Annotated in this window: 12 protein-coding genes; 1 reads left to right on the top strand and 11 read right to left on the bottom strand. The window is 35.4% G+C overall.

The genetic code is table 11. The features are described from left to right. Positions 1–60 precede the first annotated feature (60 nt). The 9 genes from JG479_RS02510 to JG479_RS02470 all read right to left on the bottom strand — a co-directional run bounded on the left by JG479_RS02510 (position 61) and on the right by JG479_RS02470 (position 11,875). Complete coding sequence (locus JG479_RS02510) at positions 61–204, bottom strand: hypothetical protein (RefSeq protein WP_200219887.1); 144 nt, start codon at positions 202–204, stop codon at positions 61–63. Positions 205–218: 14 nt separating this feature from the next. Beyond that, positions 219–2,447, bottom strand: a complete 2,229-nt coding sequence (locus JG479_RS02505) for a glycosyltransferase family 2 protein (protein ID WP_200219886.1) — start codon at positions 2,445–2,447, stop codon at positions 219–221. Further along, complete coding sequence (locus JG479_RS02500) at positions 2,448–3,479, bottom strand: hypothetical protein (protein WP_200219885.1); 1,032 nt, start codon at positions 3,477–3,479, stop codon at positions 2,448–2,450. A gap of 3 nt (positions 3,480–3,482) precedes the next feature. Further along, entirely contained in the window at positions 3,483–5,501 is a 2,019-nt protein-coding gene (locus JG479_RS02495) for a rhamnan synthesis F family protein (protein ID WP_200219884.1), read from the bottom strand. After that, the gene (locus JG479_RS02490) at positions 5,501–6,568 is read right to left on the bottom strand and encodes an HAD family hydrolase (protein WP_234047866.1); all 1,068 of its coding nucleotides are present in this window, start codon (positions 6,566–6,568) and stop codon (positions 5,501–5,503) included. Before JG479_RS02490 ends, JG479_RS02495 begins: the two co-directional genes overlap by 1 nt. 151 nt (positions 6,569–6,719) lie before the next feature. Continuing rightward, positions 6,720–7,733: a hypothetical protein gene (locus JG479_RS02485; RefSeq protein ID WP_200219883.1), complete on the bottom strand. Its 1,014-nt coding sequence runs from the start codon at positions 7,731–7,733 to the stop codon at positions 6,720–6,722. Next, positions 7,726–8,904 carry a sulfotransferase gene (locus JG479_RS02480; RefSeq protein WP_200219882.1) on the bottom strand — a complete coding sequence of 393 codons (1,179 nt, stop codon included), beginning with the start codon at positions 8,902–8,904 and terminating at the stop codon, positions 7,726–7,728. Before JG479_RS02480 ends, JG479_RS02485 begins: the two co-directional genes overlap by 8 nt. 3 nt (positions 8,905–8,907) lie before the next feature. Then, positions 8,908–10,134 carry a glycosyltransferase gene (locus JG479_RS02475; RefSeq protein WP_200219881.1) on the bottom strand — a complete coding sequence of 409 codons (1,227 nt, stop codon included), beginning with the start codon at positions 10,132–10,134 and terminating at the stop codon, positions 8,908–8,910. After that, positions 10,127–11,875 carry a glycosyltransferase family 2 protein gene (locus tag JG479_RS02470; protein ID WP_200219880.1) on the bottom strand — a complete coding sequence of 583 codons (1,749 nt, stop codon included), beginning with the start codon at positions 11,873–11,875 and terminating at the stop codon, positions 10,127–10,129. The genes JG479_RS02475 and JG479_RS02470 overlap by 8 nt, the downstream gene beginning before the upstream one ends. A 432-nt stretch (positions 11,876–12,307) precedes the next feature. On the opposite strand from JG479_RS02470, the gene JG479_RS02465 reads away from it, so the two are divergent. Continuing rightward, positions 12,308–13,339 carry a glycosyltransferase family 2 protein gene (locus tag JG479_RS02465; RefSeq protein ID WP_200219879.1) on the top strand — a complete coding sequence of 344 codons (1,032 nt, stop codon included), beginning with the start codon at positions 12,308–12,310 and terminating at the stop codon, positions 13,337–13,339. 2 nt (positions 13,340–13,341) lie between these two features. Here the strand turns inward: JG479_RS02465 and JG479_RS02460 are convergent, their stop codons facing one another. Together JG479_RS02460 and JG479_RS02455 are read right to left on the bottom strand one after the other, a co-directional pair. Then, positions 13,342–15,210: a hypothetical protein gene (locus tag JG479_RS02460; RefSeq protein WP_200219878.1), complete on the bottom strand. Its 1,869-nt coding sequence runs from the start codon at positions 15,208–15,210 to the stop codon at positions 13,342–13,344. Between the two features lie 102 nt (positions 15,211–15,312). Continuing rightward, positions 15,313–22,239, bottom strand: coding sequence for a thrombospondin type 3 repeat-containing protein (locus tag JG479_RS02455; RefSeq protein WP_200219877.1), 6,927 nt, complete (start codon positions 22,237–22,239; stop codon positions 15,313–15,315). Between the last annotated feature and the right edge of the window lie 150 nt (positions 22,240–22,389).

Here is a 22,389-nt window from a genome sequence, read left to right as displayed (position 1 = left end):
CCTTAAACATAAATTAAAAGCTAAATAGGTTAGCTCTTAACTCTTTTTTATCTTTGCTAATTAAATTCGAGATAATTTTTTCTTCTCTACCAACAATATAACTTTATAAGCACTGCATAATTGGCTTTTTAATGACTCAACAACATGATGAACACTATTAATACGCTCCCCATAAGAGGTTAACGATACAGTCAAGTTACTCACTTTCTTCCCTGCAACTACTTATTCGTTGACTGTTGCTTAATCTGTAAAAGTTGCTCTAATTTTTTATTAATTAGCGGTCCCTTAGGCCTTACTTTTTTAGCCAATAGAATAATTTCAATTGCTTCATCAATATCTTGCTTTTGCGCATCATTCGATAAGTTAATAAGTAAATCAACATTTTTAGGGTCTGCCTTAATAAGCTCTGCTCTATAGCTTTTAAAAGCCCCCATTACTTTATCGTCAAAAACCCCTGAAAAAAGCCTTACCATTAACGGGTAGTCTTGCAATAAATGTTTATTCAAGTTATCAATTGACGCTTTATAGCGCTCACTAACAAACTGCTCAGCGACTTTACTTAACTTACCAATCGCCATGGCATCAACAAACTCTTCAAAGCTAGCTTGATACTCTGTATAAACTTTTTCATTTAGCAGTACAGAACTGGATTTGCTTGTAAGCTGAGGATAACCTCTTCGATTGCTTTTATATGCAAACGTATCACCAGGACGCCCTCGATAAAGTAAAGAGATATACTCATATTGAGAGCGATGAGCTCTATGATAAATAAAGCTTGATTTCAACGAATTAACACTTGAATCTAAAGCTTGTTTAACCTTTTTCTGTGGTTTAAATAGCGATTCATCAACTAGCATAGTATTAACCTGCTCTTTAAAAAGCGGTAAATGGTGACGAAACTCTTTTATAGCAATATTCACAGGTAGTAAGGTCTTAACTAGCGGCGATAGATTACCAGTTAATGTTTGTGGTATTTTACTAAAAGCTTTAGCCATTGGCGTGCAATCATTAAGCCACTCAAATGCAATAGGAGTATCAGCAGGAAATCGTTTAATTAAATCATGAATAGACGAAGTTAATTTATCAAGTATTAAAAACTCATCAATATCTAAAAAGAAAATATGGCTATACTCACCTTCTTTTTGACATTGATATTTAGCATTAGCATAAGTAATAAACTGAATATGTTTATGGGCTTCTACCGGACAACTATCAATCCAATCAGCATAATCCCATGTAACATTTGGATATTTTGCATTAATTGCATTTAATACTTGCTCGCTGTTGTCCGACGTACGATTGATAAAAATTTCAATTTCATCAAAGCCAACAAATAGATGATGATGAACCCATTCAGGAATATAAGCGGCTTCATCCTTAGCAATTGCTACTAATTTAACTTTATGACTCTTATTGTGATTAGAAGTTAAACTTCGCATTTTTTTGAGATTATTTTTATAAACTGTTATTGCACGATTTACGCTATCAAGTGAGACATTTTTAAAAACTTTATTAATTGTATCCAGCTCAGCTCTAGGAGCACTTTCAAGGCTTGCAAGTGATTTATAGTATCGCTGCTCTACAAATAAGCGAGCCTTAGCCAAAATATCTGCTAGCTGATATTTACTTAAAAAACTATCATATTTAGATCTATAATCTATCAAAGTAGTTTTACCTACTAAAAAGCTTACGTTTATTTGTGCATTTCTATAGTACCCATTACGGTTATCTTTATATATGGAGCCTGAACCCAACTTGGCCCCGCGTCCAGATAAAAGTAAAGAAACGTATTCCATCTCGCTTCTATACATTCTGTGTGTTATGAAAAAAGGTTTTAATTTTTCACTTGGGTTAACTCTGTGGCTTTGACCTATTTTGAATTCAAAAACAGAACCATCGGCGAGTCTATAGTCTGCATTTTTAATATTTACATTATGTGGATTCAAAGCTCTCAATTGCTTGTTAGTTTTAACCAATGACTTTACTAAAAAACCCTTTCTCCCTTTAACTTGCTCTTGAAAGCTAAAGGAAAAAGAATCTTTTTCGTTCATATGGATAAACCATTCAAATGATATAACGTCTGCATTAATCTCAGACAGACATTCATGCACTGTCGTTTTAAAATCAAATGGAGTCCAAAATTCATCGATATCTAAATATATTAAGTGTGTATATTCAGAGTTTCGAGCCCCATCATATGCTGCTATATATGCATCGCGTTGAGGCGTTTCAGAGGAGCCATCAAAAAACTGACTCCCATCTAAAAAATTAACAGATTCAAGGTTTTTTAAAGCAGCAGCTAATTCCTCAGTATTGTCTGAAGTATTATTTACATAAATATCTATTGCATCAAAACCAAAGTGCAAATGATGAAATATCCATTCGGGCAAATACGCTGCTTCATCTTTAGCTATAGCAACTAATTTAACCTTAAAGTCATTAGCCATTTAATTTCCCTTTTTCAATAACTGTAAAATCATATCCATTTGAATTGAATTAAGATCTTCTAGTTTTTCAATTTTTCTTTTAAGCAATAATAACTCTTGATCAGAATCGTTTTCCTCACACCTTAAGGACATCACTTCAAAGGGGAGAGTTGGAAAGAAAGACTTATGTAATTTAACATTTGAAGTTTCAAACTTTTCAAATAATTTTATCTTAGATTCATCAGATAAATCGTTTTTATATTTTTTAGTTAAGAGTGAAGCAGAATTGGGGGCCGCATTAATTAAAGTGTTTTTTACATTCTGATCGTGCTTAGTTTCATAAATATCATAAATCTTAGCAAGCGAGTCACATAAAGCTGAGCTAATACCTGTATTACTTACATCAATATTGAAGTTTAAATTAGTTTTATCAATCAAAGCACGAGAGCAAAAATCTATTAGTAAATTATTATCAATGAAGTAATCACGTGCCATAGGGAATACTTTAAACTTCGCTTTTGGATAATACTTTTTTAATTGCTCTGATATAAAGTAAAAATCAGCAAAACGTGTTTTACTCATTTTTTCAATATATGCATCGAGGTTGAGGCCATCTTTATGTCCCCATTGTTGCCATGCGGCCTGCATTAATGAGTCTTGTCGTCTTACATAATAAACAATCCGAATATTATTAAACCTATCAGCAAATAATTGATGGATTGCTTTTGTATTTTTTGAAGCAATACCATTAATTAAGTTTTCGGCAGAAATAATTACTCTTCTACAGCCCAACTCCTTAGCACTTTTAATTAAATCATCTAACTTTTTAGATAGCTCATCTATCGATATACTGCCACTTTGTACCTGCGCGAAATAATCTCGAGAGGTATGAGTAAAAGTAAAGTTATATTCATCATGACAAGGAAAATTAAAGTTTAGGTCGGGTAAAAAAACTCCACGTTTTTTAAATATCTCTCTATTAGCATAAAGAAAATCTTGTATTGTGGTCGAACCACACTTTGAATGCCCTGGATGTAAAACTAAATCAACCATTTACTACTCACCTAAAAACGGAAAACGGCCAAAATTACTGACCAGCGGCCCCCACTTGAGGATCTGCGCTTCATCTAAACTTGAATCACCCACAAATGGATTTTTAAACCCGCCTGCGTGCCATTTATCTAATGGGTTAAGAATATGCAAGTTTTGCAATCCAAAATCGCCCGGTATTTGTGCATCAGCAACAGCGTTATCACCAACGTGAATAAAACTTTGTTTTGCTGGTAGGCTCTCTTTTATATGCTGCCAAAGAGTACCGTTGTCTTTACGCTTACCCAAGTTACTTGACACCAATAACTCAAACCCAACACTGACCCCAACTTTAGCAAGCATTAGCGACACCTGGTCTTGCGTATAGTAAGTATCAGAGGCAACAGTTACCCGTTTGCCACCTATTATAAGCTCATTAAATAGATCTATCATTTCGTCTTTAGGCACAATCATATCTAAATCATAGGCGAATTCTTGTTCGGCATACTGTACAGCTTGCTCTTTAGTCCAGCCTAGTTGGTTTGCCAAGTATTGATATGTTTCAAAAATATCAACGTCGCCAATAAAGTTTTTTTCTTTTCTAACTTCAAACTCAGCGTTATTGCGTGCTTTAACAAAGCTATGGGCATCACTTACTGTTTTACTTTTTACAAGAGACTTCCCGAGTAATAACTTAGCATAATCTGGGGCGTGATACTTGCGCCTCACTAACGTATCAAATACGTCAAAGCTAATATGATCAAATGCACCAAGTTGGTGGCGTAAATTCTCTTGAGTGTTGACGTATTGGGCTAAAATAAAGCTATTATCAAACGTTAACTGTCCCGACTTTGGATAGTAATATAGTTGTTTAAAGCCGTTTTTCTCTACCAGTAGACCAAGCATTCGCTCAAGCGCATGAAGTTCTGAACCATCATTAGGGAGCGGCTCGGCAGGGAAGTCATCATACTTATAACTTTTATCTAAAAGCTGCTTTAATGCATCAGGCCTTGCCCAAAACATACCACCGGCAGGGTAAGATAAAAAGTCATCACTTAACTCTATATCCCACTCTTTTGCTATTGTTTGTGCATGAGGCTTGTTTTTTAGCCAATGATTAACCCAATCAGGCATCATCCAAAACGAGGTTGGGTAATACATACCACTTTCAGGGTTATCGTTAAAATGGTTAAGTACTTGCTTAATAACATGCTGGTCTTTTAACAAATACTCACCTAAGTAATCTGCCCATTGCGTTTGAGCTCGACCTGAGTACAGGGACTTTTTAGAGTGCATATGGCAAAACAAATCATAGCTTTGTAGCTCGCTTGCAAACTCAACAAGCATAGGTCCAAAATTTCGACCATGGTTAGGCACTACTTTTACCGTCACGTTATTTACTTTTGCACAAGCTTCGAAATCATTTGTTGCTTTTTTAGCAAGTTCATCACTAGCCACACTCACAAAAACATCTACTGATTGTGGAAATTTAGCCAAAGCATCACAGTAGTAGTCAATAAATTCACCATAAAAAACATGAAAGCACATTGCTATTTTTAATGAGGTAGCCTCACCATCGGCAGTGCTTTGTATTGCTTTTGGATGCCATTTTTGAGTAGCGGGTAGTGATGTGCGCCCTTCTTGCTGGCCGTGATTTAAATAATGGACTAAAGCATGTTCGCCTTGTAAATAAATGTCTGTATTACATTTGTAATAAAGCTCTGTATCAAAATTTGGGCTTGGGTTTACACAGCTAAACTTTCCTTTATGTAAATAATCTTCAAACGCTTCAAGCTCACAGCTAAATGTACGACACTGCTGCGCGCTATACCAAGCGTAATCAAATAAACCGGCCTGCTTAGCTCTACTTAGCAAATATGAAATATCTTTAGTTGTGTACCCTTTATCATTAACGTTTAACTTAGCATACTCACGTGTTTGTATACGCTCATCTACTCGCTTTGCTAATTTAAATAGTTGAGGCTGGCTTTTAACAAAGCTAAATACACCCGGCATCGTTTTTTTTATAAGTTGTTTATTTATCATTATGCTAAACCAAAAAATTGTAGTGCATTGACGGTACCATTACCTGTCACGTCATCGTCAATATCAAAAATATGCTTAGTGCTTCTAGGAATCATATTAGGTTTGCTTAAATAATTATTTAGTAGCAGCTCTAACTCATCACTATTAAACTCTATTTGATGCTTACCTGTATGGTGACAATACTCAAGTGCTCCAGCCATAACTTGCTCTAATTCATAAAAGTAACGTTGTGATGACACCTTGCGCCCATAGTAAAAATCAAACGTATTTTTATCAAATGTATTAAACCTAATACCTCTAAACTGCCCGAAAGGCGCTGTTAACAAAGATTCCAAAAACATAGAACGATCCAATGGCAGGTATCCCTCGCCTAACTTCACCCCTTCTTTTAAATAGCCTTTCATTGTTGCTGTGTTATCGGCTATGCGATGTTCTCCAGGCTTAGAAGATATTAGATAATGACCAACCGTGTCTTTATTCAATAAAATAGTCAGTAATGACTGAATAGTACCTGAGTAACCTAAATCGACTAAATGAAGTGTACTTTGAGCAGTAACACCTAATGATGCTAAATAAGCTAAATAGGGTTTTTTAATATAAGAGATAACATTATCTAGTAACTCTTGGTGCTGATTTAAAACAGCTATTATTTTTTTTCTGTCGTGAGGTAAATATACAAGTTCCTGGGTGATATCTTTACTAAATACTTGCTGTATTTCTGCATTTGAAAGTAAAAAACGCGTGCGCATTAAGTCAAAAAAAGAGCCATTAAAGTCGCCTTTTAAAGAATACTCATAGCTTCTGCTATCACTCAAAAGTAATTTAAATAAGAAGGCGCGTGATGCTAGTAAATAACAACTATTACCTTGTTTGTCACTACCCGATAAATACTGTTGGTAAGCTTTTTCGAGCCAATACCCTTCCCTAGCAAGAAAGAAAAGTGGGGTGTTTTTAGATGTACTTGTTGCTAAGTTTTTCGAAAAAAAGCTCAGTGTAGGGCCCATAAACGAAGTGCCAAAAGACGAAAAACGAGCTTGTGAAATTTGCAGGTCTGCAATACTTTCCATTTTGATTAATACCATGATAGTTAAAACTAAAATATATTCATCGGAATTCAATAGCCACTTTAATTACAGCAACTTTTCATCCTTGAGTCGAGGGAGCTATTTTATGTTGTGTACTACAAATAGTAAACCACAACTTAAACCAGCCAACGGTTTACTTATACCCTTTTAAAAATAATGTATAAATAATTTTAATAAAATCAAACTGTGTTAAAAAAGGTGTTGATACAGTTTCTCTAAATGGATTTAACTTTACTTCGTCCATAAATAACACTTGCCTATTAGGCATATATTTCTGGCACATTCTAGCATTAGAACTTTCGTAATAAGCCATAACTTCGTTGTATTGCTCGATAGTCATTAAATGTGATGGCTGCGGCTTTAACTCAATATCAATTATCTCTTGGGCAAATGTTAAAAAATCTAGCCTCTGTTGACCAGTAATATGCGTCATTCTTGCATTAGCTAATCGAGCAAACTCTAACATTGGATTGCTCCATTTTTCGTTAAGCTTTGCCTTAGCTAGGTCAAGCCCAGAAAGCTCTGTAACTCCAATAGCCGATAGAAAATTTAGCCTTATATCGTCACCAATGGATGATTTTTCGTAGGGAATAATGTTAATTGAGTCTTTATTAAAAAAGCTTGCCCAAAGATCAATAAGCTGTTCATAGTCATATCGCAGAGACTGTGACTGATACTGCTCCATAACCTTTTTAAAAACCTTGGGGCTACCTGCTTTAATTTCAGTTGAATATGATGATTCTATATAGTCAGCTTGGGGTCTAAGATATATTATTATCTGTGGCGTAATACTTAACTTTTCAAAAAAATCTCTTATGTATTTTAGTGCATGCTCTCTTAGCCTTGAACTAAAGTGCTCAGCACTCAAAACGATAGTTTTATTTGGGTGCTCATTAATACACTCTTCTAGTTTATTCCATAAAAAGTCAACCGGTTGAGTTACAGGCCCTAAAAACTCCATATGACGCCCTCCATTATCAAGAGGATGTACTGAATTAACCAGGTCAAAATGAGCATCTTTCCTAGAGCCTAAGTTAGGATATACGATACCCTTGGCAAGTAAGGCCTGTCTATTTTGTGACATAAAGTGCTGAATACTGGTTGTGCCTGTTTTTTCAGTACCTATATGTAAAACTACTTTACTCATTAAACTCTTCCTGCTGACTGCGATTTTTATAATATGAATTACTATAACTATAGTTTTGTAATGTCATTTCCTTATCGCAATACTCTCTAAGCTCTAGCAACTGTGTTTGACTCCAATTAAACTCTTCTAAAGACTTTACTTTCGAAGTAGATATAGACGTTTTCTCTGGCCTATCTGAAGAAGCTAGCTGGGTAAAAAGGCGCTTTTTCTCGCCCTCCGTCAATGTTAAAAAATTACGAAGTTTACCTACTACTTGCTCAGGGCTATTGGCCATATCAAACTGATCAACTTCAACGAACCAGTCATTACGTTTTAATAATTGGTTTATTATTTGACGAGATTGGCGCCATGCTACAAATGTTTGACGCCACTGTTTTACATGCTGTAAAAAACTAACTTTAGGGAATTTAATAATTCGAGACTGAATATTTTCCATTGCTCTTCTTTTACAAAAAATAATTTTGGCATTAGGCCAAGCCATTAACGCAAAAGGTAAACTTTGCAGCATTGGTATTCCTGGCGTTTTGTCTAAATGTATACTGTTACCGTAATACAGCTTATATATTCTTCGGAGCATATTCAAATGCTCTGCAAGCAATACGGTTTTAGGCACAGCGTTTACCAAGTTCCCCTTAATACCTGCTGTAATTGACTGCTCAAAAAACACATCCGTTCCTTGTAAGGCTTTAGAAATACCCTCTATTACATGTGATTCCCCATGTGCATGGGCTTTCAATGCTTTACGGCATGCCTTACCTAATGCAGAGGTACCTGAACGAGGTGAACCTACAATAAGTAAAACCTTATCAGGCAGTTCTATTGGTTGTATAAAACCACGAAATCTCAGAGTCTCTTTTGAGTTATTACTTACATGCACGCTAAAGTGATAATCTGTTGTTATAGCTTTATTGATTAGGTTAATATCAAATCTAAATACGCTTTTATAAGCAGCCAAACCTAACTCTTCATGTAACTTAGGTGCCAAGGTAGATAATATCTCTACTTCGCTCTCAAGCTCTCCCTGTAAGTTTCTAACAACTAAAGCATCAAAATTTTCGTCTACAACTATGCGCCCACCAAAGGCCAAACTTGCATGCTCTAAAATACCAACTTTAGAACCTCTTATATGACCAACTTCAGGGTTGCATTCTTCAATATAATAACTGTGCATATATTAGCTAATAATCTTATTTATTTTTATATAGCTCTCAGAAAGAGTTAGAGGTGCGTTTATATTTTTAGCTAAAGCGCTACCTAAATCGGGGTCATTTAATATTTTTTGTAATGCATCAGCTAACGATACCGGGCTACCAGCCCTAAAATGCAAACCTGTTTTATTGTGCTTTATTTTTTCAGCCATACCACCAATATCACTAACGATCACTGGCTTTTGATGATTTAAAGCCTCTTGTATTACCATAGGTGAATTTTCCCACCAAATTGATGGCACCACAACCCAGCTAGTAACTCCTAAAATATTAGTAAGCTCTGAAGGTTCATAAGAGCCGTGCATTCTTACAACACCCTTCAACCTTTTTAGTTGAGCATGTACTTTTTCTTGAAAGTCTGTTGGTTGCGAATCAAAGTTTGCGCCATGTATATCAATACAAAGTTGCTGCCTTAACTCTTTAGGTATTAATAGTAACGCGTCAAGTAGCACATCAACGCCCTTAAAGAGATTAATTTGCCCTATATAAACAATACTTACTTTATCAGTGTTATTTAGCTTTACGGTTGGAGCGACATTTTCTAACTGCCCGTTTTCAACAACGTGTATAGCTTCAGAAGAGATGCCCCAGTCGATATAACGCTGCCTTAAAAAAGCCGATGGGGCAATAAATGTGTCAACCATCTCAAAACAGCTCATGATATATTCTTTTCGCAAAAAGAAATCACCCGGTGACTTATCAGGAAAACATCCATTACACTCGCGCGTACCAGATTCAAAACAAAGCTTATTTTGTCCACCTGTTTTAATCATCAAACCTGAGTTGTTACATATTGCATAATATTCGTGCAAAGTAAGTACTAACTTTGCATTTGGTAACTTTTGTTTAATGATTTTCATCATCTCTACACCAAGTAGAAAGTAATGGTGACAGTAAATGATATCAGGTGCTATTTGCTCTAATAGGTCAGCGAAATCGCCCCATAAGTGGCGAGTTTTAATATTAGAAAACAAAAAGAAATCGTCATGCGTAGTATGAAATAAAATTTCACGCTTGTTTTTTATAGTAGAAAAAGCGGCTCCACCGTGCGGGGTAACAGAGGTTCTAGCTAAAAAGTAAGCATCGTCACCTTGTTTTAAGCATTCTTTATAAAATTGATAAGCAGCTTGTTCTCCACCGCCTTTGTTAAACTCAGGATGGCCATGAGCAATTATGAGAACTTTTTTAGACATTTTGTTGTTTAACCTCTTCAATTGCATCGCCCCATTTATCTTTTTGATACAAACCATTGAGGAGAGTTAATTTGTACTTCCAATCACCACTGTCAACCAGGTTTTGAGAAAGCCTTTCTAAATGATACAAAGACTCTTTAGTATCAATGTATATTTTCTTATTGTGTTGATAAGCCTTTAGGCACAGATCGGAGTCCTCAAAATCACCTAAAATATAGCGAGTGTCAAACCCTCCAACACTCATAAAGAACTCTTTTTCCATTAACATGCATGCACCAGTAACTAGCTCTGTTAATTCAGTTTCTTTTTTATTTATTAAATGCGATGGCATTCCCTTGTGAGGGTGATAGTTCATCCAGATGCCAGGGTAATAGGCATCATCTTGAAAAGCCATGCCTATATGTTGGATAGTTTCATCTTCGTAAACCAGCTTAGTTCCTAAAATACCAGGAGAGTCAAGGGACGCAAACTTTTCAGCTAATCGACCTAGCCATCCTTTATTACTTGGCATTACATCTGAATTTAGTGCAAGTATATATTTACCAGTGGCAATACTCGCACCTAAATTATTTGCCCCTGCAAACCCTAAATTTTTACCTGCGTGTATAGTTTTAAAGGGGTGCTTAAAGGTATTAAACACACCGTGGCACGTAATATTAAATTCTCGCTCAATACGCGGATCATCCAAAACATAAATAATTTCATGATTTTGCATATCTGCATCACTTGAAAACGCGAGTAGCTGGTGTTGTAAAAAGTCATAGCGACCGTAGATAGGAATAATCACAGATACAGTGGGCTCAAAAGTAACTTCACCATACATACCAACTTCTGGTAAAAGGTTATCCATAATAGACTCAGCCTGCCAAATATCAGCTAAATGCCTCAATATCGCAGGCTGGCCATTATCAAAAAAACGAGCTTTATGAACATTAATAAATGCTAAATAATCTTTTAGTATTTTTATCTTTGATAATTGATTACTACCACTGCAGTCAACATCAGAAATCATGATACGATTTTCAGAAACGTTTATAATCAGTTTTTCTGGTAAAAAGTCATTAGGTAACCTACACGCACAAACCATACCCGCATTGTAATCATCGGCTAAGCTAAACTTAGTATTTATATCTGTACGTAAGTAACGAAAACACTCTGTGACTTGATAGCTATTCCCCTCATTATCTTGAACTACAATATCGCTTAAAGCGTCATTAGCTAGGGCCCAGCCATTAAAGTAAAGTAAGTTTGAATCAGTAAAAACACATAAATCAAAGTAGTGGCTAATTGATCTAGGCTCTACTAATTTATCGCTGGCATCAAGGCTGTTATTGAGCCCTTCTTGCACTTGGCGCATAAAAGATGTTTTTTTAGTTCCAAGAGCTGACAAAACAACATCAGGAGAGTCTATTATCAATGGCTCTAATGCAGAAGCTAACACCTCTTTATTCTGAAGTTTAAATACTAATTTATTAAAAACTGGCTCACTTTGCTCTGCCACAAGAGTAAATCCATATGCATTAACAGTATCGGGTAAATTAAGTGCTGTTATTAAATCATCTCTTTCAAAAAATTCATAAAACACTTTAGCTAGTGCATTGTCTTCATCTTCAATAGATACAGAGATAACAGGTATATCGGCTTCACTAACAAGCCAACCTGACATATACCAAGCACCATCTAAATATGATGCGTAATCAATATGCATAACTTTATAATTATTATTTAACTCGCTAGACACTTAAAATCCTTTATTTATTTTTGGCTCAATTAACGTTACATGTATAAAACTAAATCATTAGCTCAATATCAATCTAAAGTATTTGGTATAGTGCATTTTACCTGAAACGATGACTTTCTCATAACATTGATACTTTAAGTTAATATTCGCAAGTAGCGTGTTATAACACCAATTTATAACACGCCATCAAGCACTAGCCTTTAATGATATGATTCATCAAGCTTTTTATTCATACTACTCAAGTCAAGCCAACTTTTGAATACCATTTAGTGCTTAATGTTGCTAAAGTTAAAACTTTACTACACTTACACTAAGGAAATGCAGTACAAAATAGTTATCCATAACTGAAGTGATTAATTAAAGCTTATTTATATTGTAACTTTTTTCTCTGTGAATATACTGGGCTTTAAATAATATTTTCTAGGCTCCAACTTGATTATTCATGCTTATTTGCTTTGTTACAACGAAGAAAAAATAATAAAAAACACCCTCGACTATTATAGTAAATTTTGCTCCAAGATTTTCGTCCTAGATAATATGTCGACCGATAAGAGCTGCGAAATAGCCTCACAATACGAGAATGTAATAATTATAAAGTGGCAAAATAATGGTTTTATTGATGAATCTCTTTATGTGACGTTAAAAACTCAGACATATAAAAACTACAGCCGTAAAGGCGGTGAATTTACAAGCGAAGTTGCTGACTGGATAATTTCATGTGATATGGATGAAATTTTATATCACCCTAATCTTATTTGGGCGATAAAAGAATATGATAAATTGGACGTTACTGTTCCATGTATTACTGGTTTTAACGTTTTAGGTGACAACGAATTGGACCCTGAACGAGATATAATTCAACAATACAGTAAAGCAATCCGGGCTAAACCTTTTGATAAGCGCATATTATTTAGGTGTGATTTTGATATGACTTATTCGTTTGGGTGCCACCCAAAAGGCAATGGGTTTGAACACATGAAGCAAACCTACCTATATAAATCTTCAGATGAATTCCCCCTAGCACTATTACATTATAAACATATTGGTCAGCGCTTTTACGAAGCGGGAGAAAAGAATAGTCCAAGGGTCGACCCTAAAAAAATTTGGCTATCTGAAAAAAATACACAACTTGGTCCTGGCTCACATTACTTAAATATAAAGTCCGGCGCGTTAAAAAAAATCACCGTAGATCAAGGTTCTCAACTCTTTGATGAAAAGTACAATATATGTTTTAAAAACTTTCCTCGTTGCACTAAAGATAAAGGACTACATGTCGATCAACCTAAATCAGCGCTAGCTAAAACTGAAGTAGACTTTTTGCGAGATTTAGCGGTTAAACTTGAGCGAGAAAAGGCTAAATATAAGGATGAAAGAATTAAATTATTAGAATTAGCCTTGAGGTTGAGGCCCGAGGGGCAATTCATAAAAAACAAATTAAAACAATATCTCAAAAGGACAAACTAATATCAATGAGTTAGCTTTTTAAGAAATAGAGCATCTTTTGCTGGCACAATTATTTGAGTTTGTTTTTTATCAAAGTAAGGAGCCAACGCTCTCGCTTTATCTAACGCTATTTTTTGCTTTTTTCTAGAAGGGTTTGCAATCACCACCCCTTCTTCAAATTCTCTGTAAATTAATTCAGCCCCTCTAACAAGTTTTATGTCATTTAGAGTAAGTTCAATAGCGTCTGTTTCAAATGTAAGAGTATTCTTACCCTTTGCTATATCTTTAAAATAAAAATGGCCTGCAAAAGGGATATCGTCAGCCCACGTCATATTCTGCTGAGGCTTGCTATTATTTGGGGTTATAGAAATAAAGCTAGCTTTATTAATTAAATTGGATCGCGCAATAGCCGTAAACTCCAATGATAAATCACTAACTTTAGTTAACTCAAAGGTTAAGCTAAACTTTAAAGCCTTATTTTTAGTCTTTCGAATGTGAATATCACTTCCTTTGTAGCTAATATTTTTCTCATTCTTTCCAAAAGTGTAATTAACCGGTGCTGGGTCACTAATTGAATAATAGCTAATTTCAGATGAAGCTTTCCCTAACCAATTTTTGTATTCGCGAGATTGCCCTGTCAATTCTGGCCATTTATCAACCCCTTTCCCTTTTACTCTATGCGCAGGAGAAATAATAGAATCAGTAAATAAGGCGCCAGCGACTCTTAAGCGGCGTAAATTAGCTAAAGGTACAGTAGAAGGTCCATTTTTACTAGGTAGTTTACCTATTTTGATATAATTTAAAGAGGGTGAAAAACTTCTTTCCTTCCAAAATAAGTGGCGATTAATACCTGATGACCATTGTTCAACATTGGGGTCCCAATGACTGGGCCAAGTTTCACTTTCAATACCATTTAGAATACCAAATGCACGCTGTTGATTTAATTCATTACCGTCCGCTAATATTAATTTTTCAGAACCTAAAGCTTTTCTTAAGTAAGTTAAAAATCGATATACTCCTATACGGTATTGATGCTGGAAGTTCTTATCTAATTTTGAAGCCATACCATCAAAATTATAATCGATAGGTGTTTTTCGTGACGGATGATTCAATCCTCGAACATCCGCTAACACGTCAAATTCCACACCATCGAATAAACTAAGCATGCCACCCTCGCCTAAATAGCGAATAAGGTTTTCCGCTAGTCTTTCGGGCATTCCATCTTTATTCGATGTATTTGAGAAATTATATCGCCATAACGCCTGACTACTACCCGGAGCAATTGCTGGTTGTGATACATGGGCAGCTAAATACGCTTTATTTTTTTTATATGATCTAGCTTTAGTACTAAATACACCTCTTTCTACTGTAATAGTACTTTCGTTTTTTATGCTTAATAACTTAACCTGTTCTGATTTATGCCAGTCCAACTCTCCCATATTATTAACCGGCACAATTACAATATCATCTGAGTTTTTGAAAACCTGAGTGTCGTTGACGGTAATAACAGTATCTAAAGGATCGATTGCCCCCTCTGAATACGTGCCAACAAAATAAGTCCAGTCTTCGCCGTGAAATGCATCAAAGTCAAAATTAGGATCTCGCGCATTTCCATTAAAATGAAGCAACATAAGCTTAGAAGGATTATCTTTTTTATATTGGATAAACTTTTTTTGCGCTTCTTTAGATCTACCAGGGATCTCCTCATCTAATGCTTTAACCACCATTCCATCTAACTTAGACCACCGCTTAGCCCACTTCTCGTAACTAATAGAGGTATTTGCTGCGCTATTTTCAACATTACGAAAATAGATTGCTTTAGGGTATTGTTCATCAAATATCTTTAAATCACTTAATTCAGTGCAAGTTGATTGACCACTATAAAGCGCCAAGCTTATAACCATAACTAATAAAGTCTTAATAAAACTCTCCAAAACCCAATCAACGAATAAAAAAAGCCTCAATAAATTGAGGCTTTCTATCTTATAACATTTTTAATTTATTATCTGACTGTCAAGCAAAGTTAAACCTTTACCATTCAAGCTTGTTAAAACTAGCGCTTGTTGTGTTTGGCTTATACCACTAATTACAATATCTTCAACACCATCGTTGTTTGTATCGTAATGCGACAATGAAATACCCTCCCACTTACCTGGTAATGTATAACGCCCATACTCAGTTGTTAATCTGCCATCTTTAACAACAACCTGAACCGCTCTATTTGTTTTTGTATAACCTAATAAAGCAAACTCGTTAAACCCGTCGTTGTTTAAATCACCTAGCTCAACTACTTGCGTATCTTCCCAATTACCTGGCCAGCTAAAATTAGTAATACGCTGATTAGCTAAGCGGCCATCGTTTATACGTAAAAACACCTTATCTGTTGTTGGATGGGTTCCAACAATAGCAACATCTCGTATGCCATCACCGGTTCTATCACTTACTAGCAAAGGTTTTACATTTATAAGGTCATTTGGCCAACTAAACGTACGTATAACGCCACGCTTGTCATTACCTTTCTTAACTAACCATTGGTAACGACCATCATCTTTACGCTTACCAAACTGGCCCCAATCCGTTGTGCCATCACCATCAAGGTCGTCCATTTGATGCAAACTAATATCATCCCAAAGTGGATTCCAGTTATATACATCAAGTTTACTATTCGCGTTTGCCCCGTCGTACATAAACAATTGGCCTTTATCTAAACGCTCATGTTTACCATGCATTGCAACTTCAGGGATTCCATCTGACGTAATATCTGTCATTACAACAAATTTAGGTGAATCCCATTGATTAGGCCATTTAAAGGTTTGGTAATTACCACGTGTCATACCGTCTTTTACAACCAGTTGCCTTGTACCATTACTTAAATGGACACCGCTAATTGCATATTCTTCTACGCCATCGCCTGTTAAATCAGACAACACTTCAAACGATACATCACTAAGTGTAGCTGGCCAATTCCAAGCGCCTAACTTAGCGCCATTTGACCCAGAATGAACTAATAATTGGTAACGATTTTTACTGCTATCGAACCCAAATACACCAAGTTCTTCTACGTCATCAAAGTCTCTATCTTGTAGGGTATAAAAAACTACGCTATCAAATGGGTAAGTAATAGTGAACTCATTGAGTAAATCAAAGTTATCGCCACTGTAGAGTTTAACTATGGTATGTTGCTCATCTTCTTTATAGCTAATCCAATCATGTACACCATCAGCGTTAGTATCATTAAACAGCGACAGTACACCCAACGGGCCTACAATACTATTTGAGTCTAATGGATCGCTGCCATTAGCTATTTCAACATTATCGTTTACACCATCACCATCAGAATCTGCAGCATTTAAGTTCGTGCCTAATGCAATTTCTTCTGCATTAGTTAAACCATCATTGTCAAAATCATCATTAGCGTCATTAGGATTTAATGGGTCTAAGCCATTAGCAATCTCTATAAAGTTCGACAAACCATCTCCATCAACATCAGTGTCAGGGTCTGAATTATCGCCAATACCATCTAAGTCTGTATCGGCTGATTCTGATGCATCAAGAGGAAAGTAGTCTTCGTTATCAAGTACCTGGTCACCATCATAATCAACAAAAACATTTTCATCACCTTGAAGTACAAATGGATTCTGATTGTGATTAAATAATGAAGTGACCTCAACGTTGCTCGAAAATAAAGTTTCTACCGTATTATTTAACTCAAGTTCAGAAAAGTAAGAATAGCTATAATCAGTAAAGAAAACTGTTTGCTGGTCATCACCCGATAATATCACTTTAAAATCGTCTGAAGGGACTAAGTTGTAGCGTCTTAAAACTGACAAGTTACCTTTAATTTCGAGGGTACCTTTATTTAAAGTATCAGAAGAAGAGTACTTACTAGAATCGGTAATGAAATCACCAGCAACAACTACGCTATCTTCAGCACTTTGCATAATTAAAGTACCATACGAATACGTAAATTCGTTTGCCGTGTTGGTAGGTGTTTGAATTCGGTAATTCCCACCTACTTTAAGACTACCTTTAGCAATATTTAAATTACCAGCTGATTGGGTAAGGTTTCCCTCTATACTAAGCGCATAACCGTTCAAATTAATTTCTGCGCCTGCTAAGTTAACATCACCTTTAATAGTTTGATCACGCGAAAGGACCCAAGTGCTACTTGCATTATCAACTGATAGGCTGTCTTTCCAAAAATCACCTTCTATAGCAGCAAACCCACTTAGGACAATATTTGAAGAGTTTAGAATAGACGTTTCTGTACTATAAAGTAATGATGAAACAACAGACTGCGTTTCGAATTCAACGCCCTCTAGGCTACTATTTAAAATTTGCAGTTCGCTAAAATGAGAGTACCTGTAACTAGGATCTTCAAAATGAACTATTTGTTGCTCAGAACCAGATAAGATTACTTTATGAGTTCCAGTAGCTTTAAAGCTATATCTATTATAATTAGATAGCTGCCTAAAGTCGCCTTTCACCTCTAAAACACCTGCGCTTAAGTAGCTTTCATTAGAAGAGTAATTATTTGTATCAATAACAAAATCACCACTTACCAATACTTTATCTGTAGGGTTTTGCATTAACAATGCCCCCCTAGAGTAAGTGTATTGATTAGGAATAGTCGTAGGTGTCTGTACACGATAAGCACCGCCTACAATTAAACTCCCTTTCGCGATATTTAGCTCTCCGTCCGAGTGAGTTAAGCTTCCTTCAACCTTAAGTTCTTTAGCGTTTAAATTAACCTCAGAGCCTTTAATATAAAAGTCACCCTTTATTAATATATCTGATGATAATACCCACGCATTACTATCACTATTAACAGAAAGGTTATACGGCCATGTATTTCCTTCAATAACAGCCTGACCACTTAACACAATATTTTCTGAGTTAATAACTGCGGTAGTTGTAGCATATAGCTTTGAAGAAACTATCGCAGGTGCATCAAAACTTACACCTGATTCACTACTATTTGTAATTAGTAATTCATTAAATCTAGAGCTATCAAATTTGGTATCATCAAAATGTACTGTTTGATACTTACTACCTGATAGAGTTACTTTATGTGTACCGCTCGTTTTAAAGCTATAGCTGCCTAATGACATAAAGTCACCTTTGACCTCTAATATACCTGCACTTAAGTCACTATCATTACTTACATTGTAATTTGAATTTATATAAAAGTTACCATTTACTAAAACTCTATCTTCAGTACTTTGCATTAAAAGTACACCAGTTGAACCTTTGTATTCTCCTACAATATTATCTGGTGTTTGAATACGGTAATCAGCTTCAATAATTAATGTACCTTGGTTAATATTTAAGTCACCATCTGAGTGAATTAAACTCCCTTTAACAGTCAGAGTATGGGTATTCAAACTAACCTCAGACCCAGTAATATTTAAATTACCCTGAATAACTAAATCATTGCTCAAAAACCATGGACTACTATTATCATTGATAGTCAAATTATGGTGCCAAGTACCACCATCAACTACTGCTCTTCCAGTCAGTACGATATTTGAAGAGTTAGAAATAGGCGTATTAGTACTGTATAGCGTTGCAGCAATTAAAGTTGCTGTTTCAAAGTTAACCCCTTGCATACTGCTATTAGTAATTTGAAGTTGATTAAATTGTGAGTAGTTAGATTTTGGGTCATCAAAATGCACAGATTGTGGCGTATTCCCAGATAAAATAACCTTGTGGGTGCCACTTGCTCTAAAGTTATAATAACCAGAAGAAGTTGATAATTGAGTAAAATCACCTTTAAGCTCTAAAGTACCAGCGCTTAAATAGCTTCCATCCTGAGCCCCTTTGTATGAATCCATAACAAAATCGCCACCAACAAATACGCTATCTTCAGCGTTTTGCATTAATAGTATTCCCGATGAGTAGGTATACTCGCCAGGCACATCTGTAGGTTTTTGAATTAAGTAATCACCATTAACAACTAAGCTACCCTGAGCAATGTCCATTTCACCATCGGTATGAACTAAATTCCCCTCAACGGTAAGCTTTTTACCATTCAGGTTTACTTCAGAACCACTAACAAATAAGTTTCCTTTTATTACTTGGTCGTTTGTAAGTACCCAAGGGCTACTGCTTGTATTTACAGTTAAATTATTTGGCCAAGTATTTCCGTCAATAACAGCTTGCCCACTCAACACTATATTTTCTGAATTAATAATAGGTGTTGTCGTTGAGTAAAGTTTAGACGCTACAAGAACATCTGTCTGAACATTAATGCCAAGAACGCTTGTATTAGTAACAAGAAGCTCATTTAATACTGATTCATTGTACTTTGTTCTTTCAAGAGAAATTTTCTGCAGCTCAGTTCCTGATAAAACCACTTTATGCGTACCACTAGCTATAAAGCTATAACGCCCTAAAGAGATAAAATCACCTTTAACTTCTAACGTTCCTGCAACTAAATCTTTATTATATGAATTACTAGGGTTAGAAAAAGTAATAAAATCGCCGCCAACTAGTACGCTATCTTCAGTCGCTTTCATTACTAGAGCGCCTGAAGAAGCAACATATTCACTTGGGATATCTGTTGGTTTTTGAATTCGATAGTCACCATTAACGATTAAATGACCTTCTGCAATCGTTAGTTCGCCTCCCGCTTGAATAATTTGCCCCTCAACAGTAAGAGTAAAACCATTAAGGTTAATATCTGAGCCACTTAAATAGAGGTTACCTTTAATTGTTTGATCCGCATTAAGTACCCATGCGCTACTGTTAGCGTTTACGGTAATATTGCCAGTCCATGCTCCACCATTAATAACAGCAGGGCCTGATAGCACAATATTTTCACTATGGGTAATAGCCGACGTAGTGGGTGAAAGAGCTGAGCCAACAAGTGCTTCTGATTCAAAAACAACACCAGCATCACTATTATTAGCAATTTCTAAATGATTAAACTGAGAGTATTTATAAGAAGGGTCATCAAAGTGAACAATTTGTTGTTCATTACCAGACAATATAACCTTGTGCGTTCCTGTCGCTCTAAAATTATACTGACCAGAGTTGGTACTTAATTGGCTAAAATCGCCCTTAATTTCTAATATACCGGCACTAAGATTACTATTATTAGAAGAGCTTCTTGCGTCGGTTACAAAATCGCCATTAACTAAGACTCTATCACTATCATTTTTCATTAATAAACTACCGTTTGAATACGTATACTCACCCGGTATAGCTGTTAGTTTCTGTAAGCGATAATCGCCCTTCACAACTAAACTACCTTGCGCTATGTTTAATGCACCATCTGATTGTATTAAGTTACCTTCAACAGTAAGTGCAAAGCCATTTAAATTAACTTCAGAACCATTCACGTAAAAGTTACCATTAATAGTTTGGTCTGCGGATAGTAGCCAAGTAGCATCGTTATTACTTATTGTTATATCATTATTCCACACCCCACCATTAATAATAGCACTTCCAACTAACGCTATATTTTTAGAGTTAACGATAGGAGTAGTCGTATTAAAAAGAACTGATGAAACAGCAATCAAGGTATCAAAATTCACACCTTCTAAGCTTGTATTTTTAATTTCTAGCTGACTAAATAATGAAGAGTTATTATATGTATCGTCAAAGTGTACTGTTTGTTGCTTATCACCCGATAATATAACTTTATGAGTACCACTTGCTTTAAAATTATAAGCACCTGAGTAAGAAGACAGCTGGGTAAAATCCCCTTTAACCTCTAAAGTACCCGCACTTAAATACAAACCATCACGTGAGCTAAATCGTGAATCCATAGTAAAACTACCATAGACCAAAACACTTGCGTTAGCGTCTTGCATTAATAATATGCCGCTAGAGTAAGTATATTCTCCTAAAACAGCATTAACAGGCTTTTGAACACGGTAATTACCTTTAACAATTAAACTACCTTTATTTATATTTAAATTACCATCTGAGTGAATCAAATCACCTTCAACTGTCAGCTTAAAATCAGTCAAGTTTACGCCTGCCCCAGCAATATAAAAGTTACCTTTAATTAGCTGATCACGCGATAAAACCCAAGAGGTACTATAAGTATCAATACTAAGATCACTCTCCCAAACCCCGCCTTCAATAATAGCTTGGCCAGATAAGGTTAAATTTTCTGAGTTATGTATAGGGGTACTAGTTTTATACAAAATTGAAGAGACATATGCCTTAGTTTTAAAATCAACACCAGCTGAACTGCTATTTTCTATCAATAACTGATTAAAGAGCGAATAGCTATTTCCTGGATTATCAAAGTACACGGTTTGCTGTTCTGTGCCTGATAAAATAACCTTGTGTGTTCCACTTGTTTTAAAGCTGTAATTACCACTTGCTCGAGAGTAAGTTGATAACTGATTAAAATGCCCTTTTACTTCTAAGGTGCCAGCAATTAGATTATTTGATGAGTTAATAGTTGAGTCATTTACAAAGTCCCCATACACCAAAACTGATTCATCATCACTTTGCATTAATAATTTACCAAACGAATAGGTGTATAAACCAACCTCATCGGTTGGCTTTTGAATTCGATAGTCCCCTTTAACGATCAAAGAACCACCATTTAGAGCAACTGTTCCACCGGCTTGTATAAAATCGCCTTCGATAACAAGCGTAGTACCTTGTAAATCAAGCGTGCCGTCTTGAAGAATTAAATTTTGTTCGATTTTAGAGGGAAGCTTAGCAATATAGGTTGTATGAGTATTGTTATCACTATCTTTGTAGGTACATTCCACACCTGAAGGTTTAAATTCACCAATATTAACACGTGATGTGCCCCCACAGGACGCATAGTGTTTTTCTAGTATTTTTGTAGAGCTAAGAGAATAGCCTGAGGATACTTCATTTTCTTGAACTAAATTTGCGTATATTTCTGAAGAAAATAAGCAAAAAACAATCAATAACAGCTTTAAGTGCATAAAAACACTCCTTTGTTTTTAGTAACTAAATCACAACCTTTTATTGACTGCAATTTACATATGTAATTAAAATTATAATACATTAGGGTACATACAAACAATCCTTTAGTCTTTTTATTCAAAAGTTTTCTCATTACAAAAGAGGGTTTT

It is taken from the genome of Pseudoalteromonas sp. LC2018020214 (assembly GCF_016598755.1).
In the GTDB taxonomy this organism is placed as follows: Bacteria; Pseudomonadota; Gammaproteobacteria; order Enterobacterales; family Alteromonadaceae; genus Pseudoalteromonas; species Pseudoalteromonas distincta.
The sequence above is the reverse complement of the archived record's forward strand: the minus strand, read 5'-3'. Positions and strand labels throughout refer to the sequence as shown.